General features: G+C 51.4%; 6 protein-coding genes. 1 reads left to right on the top strand and 5 read right to left on the bottom strand.

The features are described 5' to 3' along the window. Positions 1 to 193: 193 nt before the first annotated feature. The 3 genes from B5E77_RS15595 to B5E77_RS15585 form a co-directional block, all read right to left on the bottom strand. Positions 194 to 1,009 carry an alpha/beta hydrolase gene (locus B5E77_RS15595; protein ID WP_242963776.1) on the bottom strand — a complete coding sequence of 272 codons (816 nt, stop codon included), beginning with the start codon at positions 1,007 to 1,009 and terminating at the stop codon, positions 194 to 196. Between the two features lie 50 nt (positions 1,010 to 1,059). After that, on the bottom strand, positions 1,060 to 1,989 hold the full coding sequence (locus tag B5E77_RS15590; protein WP_087166286.1) for an aldo/keto reductase: 930 nt from the start codon (positions 1,987 to 1,989) through the stop codon (positions 1,060 to 1,062). A gap of 100 nt (positions 1,990 to 2,089) precedes the next feature. Continuing rightward, a complete protein-coding gene (locus tag B5E77_RS15585) occupies positions 2,090 to 2,962 on the bottom strand; it encodes an aldo/keto reductase (RefSeq protein ID WP_087166285.1) in 873 nt (290 codons plus the stop codon). Between the two features lie 185 nt (positions 2,963 to 3,147). On the opposite strand from B5E77_RS15585, the gene B5E77_RS15580 reads away from it, so the two are divergent. Continuing rightward, positions 3,148 to 3,996 carry a LysR family transcriptional regulator gene (locus B5E77_RS15580; RefSeq protein WP_162609721.1) on the top strand — a complete coding sequence of 283 codons (849 nt, stop codon included), beginning with the start codon at positions 3,148 to 3,150 and terminating at the stop codon, positions 3,994 to 3,996. 146 nt (positions 3,997 to 4,142) lie between these two features. On the opposite strand, the gene B5E77_RS15575 is transcribed toward B5E77_RS15580, so the two are convergent. Together B5E77_RS15575 and lon are read right to left on the bottom strand one after the other, a co-directional pair. Beyond that, on the bottom strand, positions 4,143 to 4,994 hold the full coding sequence (locus tag B5E77_RS15575; protein ID WP_087166283.1) for an aldo/keto reductase: 852 nt from the start codon (positions 4,992 to 4,994) through the stop codon (positions 4,143 to 4,145). A 182-nt stretch (positions 4,995 to 5,176) separates the two neighbouring features. After that, positions 5,177 to 7,456 (bottom strand): endopeptidase La, encoded by a 2,280-nt coding sequence (gene lon / locus B5E77_RS15570; RefSeq protein WP_087166282.1) that lies wholly within the window; start codon positions 7,454 to 7,456, stop codon positions 5,177 to 5,179. Between the last annotated feature and the right edge of the window lie 57 nt (positions 7,457 to 7,513).

The raw sequence follows: 7,513 nt of genomic DNA, 5'->3' as shown, positions 1-7,513 counted from the left end.
GCATAACCTTAACTTTTCAATATTCAATTTTTAAAGCAGCCACCGAAAGATGGTTTCTTTGTCATGCGATCAAGGGAATGGATACCCTCTACTTTTCATTTTCAATCTTTCATAACAGCATTCATCTCCTTTTCGTTTTCATTATTTTGGATTTATCCTATCTATCTAAACCATTACATACAATGATTACAGATTACAACGCCGCATTTTCCTCAATCCAGCTCTGAACGTGATCCGCTATCACATCGTTATTCAAATCCTGGAACATAAAGTGGTCATTTCCGGTGATGCCTTCCTCCGGAAGATCCACGACCGTGCAGTTTCCGCCCTGCTCATTGTAGGCTTCCTCGAAGTCATAGCAGGTCTGGCGCATGGCCTGCCACATACCTGTGGCCTGAATAGCCGGATCGCCGTTGTCGATATAATCGCCAAAGTACATAGTAATCGGAATGTTCTTTTCCGCAAGCACCTGGAAGTCTGTGGAGTCTGCCGCAGGAGCTCCGCCCGGCTCAATGGCTACAATCGCCGCGATATGGTCAGTATACTGTGCCGCTGTCCAGCCTGGTCCGCCGCCCTGGGAATGTGTTACCAGAATGGCATTCTGTCCGGTCCTCTCAGAGACCTCATCGATCGCCGCGGCCACCGCCTGAGCAACCAGATCGTTGTCGAAGTCTGCGCCCATATCGGAGGTCATGCCCGTATCCGGCGTCATCTGACGGAAAAACTGATCGACGGATTCTGGATCGTTGGGGAACTGGGAGCCTTCATTGACTACGGATTCTCCATTTTCCCAGCGGCCAATGCGGAACTGTGTATACCATCTCTGATCCAGCGTCGTTGTGCTGATGGTTCCGCTGACGGAAGTCGCTCCGGCTTCTCCTCTGTGGGGCTGGTCAATCAGAAATACGCTGTGTCCCATCCGGAGGAACATGTCGGACCAGCCTTCCCGTCCGTCCGGCGTCGTCATCCAGCCCATACGGGACTGTCCGTAGCCGTGCAGAAATACCATCGGCAGTCCTGTCACATTTTCCGGGATCTGGTAAAGTACGTTCGCGTGATCTACATGGGCGGTCTGTCCTGCTCCGGTCTCCTCCCACTGGTTTTCCGGATCAAAGGTTCCTTCTGAGGTAATCGTGGTTCCTCCTGCGCGTTGAAATCAATCTGATTTGCCATGTATGCCTTTGCGGCGTCCTCCAGCGACATGTTATAGTAGCGGGTGTTCTTATCTACTTTTGCGATCTCAGCCATCTCCTCCTCTGTCAGTGCAAAGTCAAAGATATTGAAGTTGTCACGGATATGGTCTGCGTTTTTGGAGCCCGGGATAATGATGTTGCCTGCCTGTACATGCCATCTCAGGACGATCTGCGCGTTGGTCTTTCCATATTTCTGTGCAAGCTTCGTGAATACCTCTTCTCCCACAAGAGATTTATCGCCGTGTCCCAGCGGATACCAGGCCATCAGAACCATCTGATATTTTGCAAGATATGCCTTCAGCTCAGTCTGCGGATAATAGGGATGAGCTTCCACCTGGACCATCTGAGGCTTTATCTCACAGTGGTCAATCACATCCTGAATCAGCTTTTCCGGGAAGTTGGAAAGTCCGAGAGCTTTCACCTTTCCTGCCTTGTAAGCCTCCTCCATAGCATGGTAGCCTGCCAGGTAATTTCCCACCGGCTGATGAAGAATCAGGAGATCCACGTAATCCGTTCCCCGTCTTTTCAGCGTGTCCTCAATGGCCTTTGCTCCATCTTCATATTCTGTCGGCCAGAGCTTTGTCACCAGGAAAATATCCTCTCTTTTTACGCCACTCTTTCTGATGCCGCGTCCTACGCCCTTTTCATTCATGTAAGCATTTGCTGTATCTACCAGCCGGTATCCCGCCTTCAATGCCTGATATACAGACTCCTCTGCCTCCGCAGGCTTCAGAAGAAAGGTTCCGATTCCCTCCATCGGCATCTTTATTCCATTATTTAAAACTGCATATTCCATAACAGGGTTCCTCCTTCTTTTCTGTTTTCATGGTCTCATTATAAATAACCTTCTGACAATACAGAATACCCGATTAGTTTTTCAGCATTTACCTCCTGGTTTATAGTGTGCTGTCACAGAGCTTCTTTCGGTTAAACATTTTCGCGATAGCAGGATTTCCATAATCCATGATTTCACTGCAACCCAGATCCAGGATTTCAATGGCCTTTTTGTCTGCCTCTGACAGGCTGAAATCCCAGATATCAAAATCCTCTTCCATATGCTCCGGAACGCTGCTTCTTGTCACTACGCTGACCTGACGTTCAATATTCCAGCGAAGTGCCGTCTGCGCAGCGCTTTTTCCGTATTTCTTTCCGATCTGTCTGAGCACCTTATTGGAAAAGATTTGTTTCAGGCCCTCGCACAACGGCGCCCAGGCCTGAGGCTGTACGCCAAATTCTCTCATAATGCGCAGCGCTTCCTCCTGATGATAAAAGGGATGGAGCTCGATCTGGTTTACCATGGGCATAATCTCGCTGTTCATGCAGAGATCTGTCAGGCGCTCCGGGCTGAAATTGCTGACCCCGATGGCGCGGACCCTGCCCTCCAGGTACAGCTTCTCCAGAGCGCGCCAGGCTCCGTAATAATCGTTGTAGGGCTGATGGATCAGATACAGATCGATATAATCCAGCCCCAGCCGCTTTAAGGACTGTTCAAAGGCTTTTTCTGCCGCTGCCTCTCCAGCGTCCTGGATCCACAGCTTCGTGATGACGAACAGCTCTTCCCTGCAGACCATTCCGTCCTTCACTGCTCTCTTCAGCGCCGCCCCCACGGCTTGTTCGTTTCCATAGGAGGCTGCCGTATCGAACATCCGGTATCCGGACCGGACCGCCTGAAGCACGCACTGCCCGCATTCCTTCGAATCCTTCATCTGCAGAACTCCAAATCCCAGAAGCGGCATCGAAACTCCGTTTTTTAACACAATCTCATCCATTTTTATATCCTCTTTTCCTTGCTTCCGCTTTCATGGTACTGTAAAATAAAAAGGAAGTAAAATACTGTTTCTGCAATTGTTTATAACTTGAACGCATACTCCGAATGACAGCAGCCTGCCGGAATTCCTGTGAAGGAGGACCGGAACGGCTCAGAAACTTTTGGAGACTTAAAGGAGAATGCTTTATGATCGAGATCCATTTATTTGAACAGCTTGTGGCCTTTGCCGATCACGGCACCCTGTCTGCGGCCGCGGAGGAGCTTCATATATCCCAGCCCGCCTTAAGCCGTTCCATGCAGCGCCTGGAGGATGAGCTTGACGTAAAGCTCTTTGACCGCCAGAAAAGCAGGCTTACTCTCAATGAAAACGGAGAGCTTACTGTGCAGTACGCGAGGAATCTGCTTCTTCAGGAAAGCTCCATGATCGACCAGATTCGGGCCTTTGACCGGAAAAAGCGGACTATTTCTCTGGGGTCCTGCGCCCCGGTCCTGGTTCCCGAAATCGTCTCCCTGCTCTCTCAGCTTTACGAGGGCATGACCATTTCCGCAGAGATAACCGGCGATCCGAATCTCTTAAACCAGCTGCAGGAAGGCCGATATCAGCTTGCCATTCTCCACGAAAAGCCGGACGAAGAAGAATTCTGTTCCTGCCCGGTGGCCAGCGAGCATCTCTATGTCTTCCTGCCACCGGCACACCCGCTCGCAGATGCCGATGGAGTCTGCCTGAAGGACCTGGACGGGCAGACCTTTCTTCTCTATTCTCAGATCGGCTTCTGGGACGGCCTGTGCCGCCGGAAAATGCCAAACGCCCGCTTTCTCATGCAGCAGGAAATAGAGGTGCTCGGAGAGCTGGTCGCCAATTCTGCTCTTCCTGCCTTCACGACAGATTATGTGATGAGACAGTCAGACTATAAATCAGACCGGGTGGCCGTGCCGATTCTCGATGAAGAGGCGAATGTCACCTATTACTGCGCCTGTGTGAAATCAGAGAGAGCCCGTTTCCGCCCTGTATTCCGACATTACAGGAAGGATTGATGACTTGATTTCGGCATAGGTGGACAAGTGGTAATACGCTCAGCGCACCGACGCTGCTGTTGTGGCACGAATAAAATTTCCTGTTAAATGAAAAAAGGTTTACAATGGTGCCGTAATAGGAAAACTCCTCTGGCGCAGACACCGGCTTAGCTGTGAATCTTCAGGCTGTGCAGCATTTTTGCAAATCCCGGATCGTCATGGTTTACAATCTCGCTGTGTCCCAGATCGAGCTTCGCAATCTCTGCCATATCCTCATCGCTGAGTTTAAAATCCCAGATATTCATGTTCTGTTCCATACGTTCTTTGTGTACGGACTTCGGAATGACCGTCACACCTCTCTGGACATTCCAGCGCAAAGCCACCTGAGCCGCGCTCTTTCCATACTTTTCCCCTATCTTTGTCAGAACCGGATGTGTGAAGATGCCATGATTGCCTTCAGCAAAAGACCCCCAGGCTTCCGGATGTACGCCGTACTCCTTCATGAGAGCCAGCGCGTTTTCCTGCTGGAAGAAGGGATGCAGCTCTACCTGATCTACCGCAGGCTTCACCTCTACCGTCTCGCAGAGATCCGCCAGGCGTGCCGGATAGAAATTGCATACGCCGATGGCACGGAGCGTTCCCTCCTTATATGCCTCTTCCATGGCACGGTATGCGCCGATGTAATCGCCCATGGGCTGATGGATCAGATACAGATCCAGATAATCCAGTCCCAGCTTGTCAAGAGAGGTCTGAACCGCCTTTTTGGCGGACTCATAATCTGCATCCTGCACCCAGAGCTTTGTCGTAATAAACAGTTCTTCCCGGGGAACGCCGCACTTTTTGATGGCAGCTCCCACTGCAGCCTCATTCATATAGGCGGCCGCGGTATCAATCAGCCGGTAACCGCTTGCGACAGCGTCCAGAACCGCCTGCTCGCACTGTGCCGGATCCGGCACCTGAAATACTCCAAAACCTTCCAGAGGCATTTCTACGCCGTTATTTAAGGTTACATACTCCATGATAATTCCTCCTTAAAATCCCCAGACGCCGGTGTACAAAGGGTAACCGCCCTGATACACCGGTGCTGTTATTTTCCCTTACATGTCATATGGTAGGACATTTCTCTGTAGAAGTAAAATGCCGATATTGCAGAAGCCTATAACTTTAACGCATACTCAATTTGCAGCTGCCGGACCCGGAGCTACTCTTCTGCCACCGGAATTCCCGTCTGCTTCAGCACGTCCGTTACCCAATGAACCGGGATAATCGTCAACGCTTCTTTCACTTCCTCTGCCACATCCATCAGATCGTCTTCATTCTCCTCCGGAATAAACACCTGCTTCACACCGGCGCGTTGGGCAGCCATCAGCTTTTCCGGCAGGCCGCCTATAGGCATAACCGCTCCTCTTAAGGATACTTCACCAGTCATCGCGTACTCCGGATTGACGCGGGTTCCGGTCACAAGGGAGGCCAGAGCTGTCGTCAGCGTAATTCCAGCGGACGGGCCGTCCTTGGGCACTGCGCCTGCGGGCACGTGGATATGCAGATCGTGGCTGTCAAACTGATCCGCGTACTCTGGAAACAGCGCCTTTACCAGGCTGACCGCAATCTGGACAGATTCCTTCATCACATCTCCAAGCTGTCCGGTGATTATGACCTTTCCGTTTCCTTTCGTGAACATGGTCTCAATAAACAGGATTTTCCCGCCGGCCTGGGTCCATGCAAGACCGGTTACAATTCCCGGATTTTTGGCCTCCAGAATATGGTCGTGCCGAATGGGCGCCATCTCCAGAAGGCCGCGCAGATCCTTGGTATCTATCTCTACCGATTTCTGGCTGCCGCTTACGATTTTCACGGCCGCCGCACGACACAGGGAATCCAGCCGGTTTTTCAGGCCTCTGACACCTGCTTCCATGGTATAGTCCGAGATCACAGACTCCAGGGCCTCATCGGTGAGCGTCAGCTCTTCCTTCTGGATACCCGCTTTCTGCATGGCCTTTGGAAGGAGATGCTTTCTTGCGATCTGGAACTTTTCCACCGCAGAATAGCCGGGGAAGGAAATCACTTCCATACGGTTTAAGAGCGGCTCCGGAATCGTGTCTGTCGTGTTTGCAGTGCATACAAAAAACACATCCGACAGGTCATAGGGCACATTCATATAGTGATCCGTAAACGTGGCATTCTGCTCCGGGTCCAGCACTTCCAGAAGAGCGCTGGACGGATCCCCGCCGTAATCGCGCACCAGCTTGTCCACCTCATCCAGCACTACGACCGGATTGGAAGCGCCGCTGCGCTTGATGCCGTCCATGATCCTGCCCGGCATGGCTCCGATATAGGTGCGCCGGTGTCCGCGGATCTCCGCTTCATCCCGGATACCGCCCAGGCTGATCCGGACATATTTGCGCTTCAGCGCCTTTGCGATGCTCTGTCCGATGCTGGTCTTTCCGGTTCCAGGCACTCCTACAAAGAGCAGGATAGAGCCTGACTGCTTTTTATTCAGCGCCATCACCGCGATCTGCTGGATGATACGCTCCTTCGTCTTTTTCAGTCCAAAATGCTCATCGTCCAGCACCTTCCGGGCGGCCTCCAGATCAATATTCGGAGCCTCTTCCTTTTTCCACTGAAGGCTTGTCACAAAATCCAGATAGTCATAAAGCATGCCGTATTCATGGCTGTCCTGCCCTTCCTGCTTCATGCGGTTCAGCACTTTTTCTGCCTCTGCCTTTGCGGTCTCGTTCATGCCGCTCTCTTGAATTTTCTGTTCAAATTTCCGCACGTCCGTCACATTCTCCGGATGCATCTTGTCCAGCTCATTCTGCAGGAAATTCATCTGCCGTTTAATAGCCTGCTCCCGGTAGATTTCCTCGTTGGACTGCTGCTGGGCGGTCTTTGCCTCATTGCTGACCTTGTAAAGCTCCAGGGATTCATAAAATGCCTTTTCGATCATTTCGGTCCGTTTTGCGACGGAGTCCTCTTCCAGAATCGCATACTTTTCTTCCACTGTAATCTGCAGAAGGGCGGACGTAAACGTAATGAGCTCATTCATATTTCTCCAGCGCATCACATAGTTTCTCATTCCCATCTGCTGCTGGTTTTCCTGAAGAGAATTCAGCAGCGCGGAACGCATCTTCTGGAAGCGTCCCTTCAGCTCCTCCGGATCAATGTCCTCGATATCCGGACGCACGCGCATTTCCAGCTCAAAAATCCTGCCGTTTACCCGGACAGAATCCAGGCTCACGCGGCTGCTTGTGTGAATCAGAGCCCACTCTCCGTCTATGCTCTCCACCGTTCCCCGGGTAGCAATCGGATAAATGTCGTCAGCAGTAACCTCGCCCTCTTCTTTGTTATGCTTCAGCATCAGGAACAGAACCTTGTCCCCGGCGCTTACCGGCCTGTCGGACAGCCCGTTCAGGTAATCCACCTGGAAATAGCAGGATACGTCCGGTAGTGACAAGCCGTTATAATATGTAATGTAAATCATGAATCTTCCTCCTTGTCTTTCTCCTCTGTTCTCTTTTTATGTCTCCCCTCATCCGTT

This window comes from Lachnoclostridium sp. An131 (assembly GCF_002160825.1).
In the GTDB taxonomy this organism is placed as follows: Bacteria; Bacillota; Clostridia; order Lachnospirales; family Lachnospiraceae; genus Laedolimicola.
The sequence above is the reverse complement of the archived record's forward strand: the minus strand, read 5'-3'. Positions and strand labels throughout refer to the sequence as shown.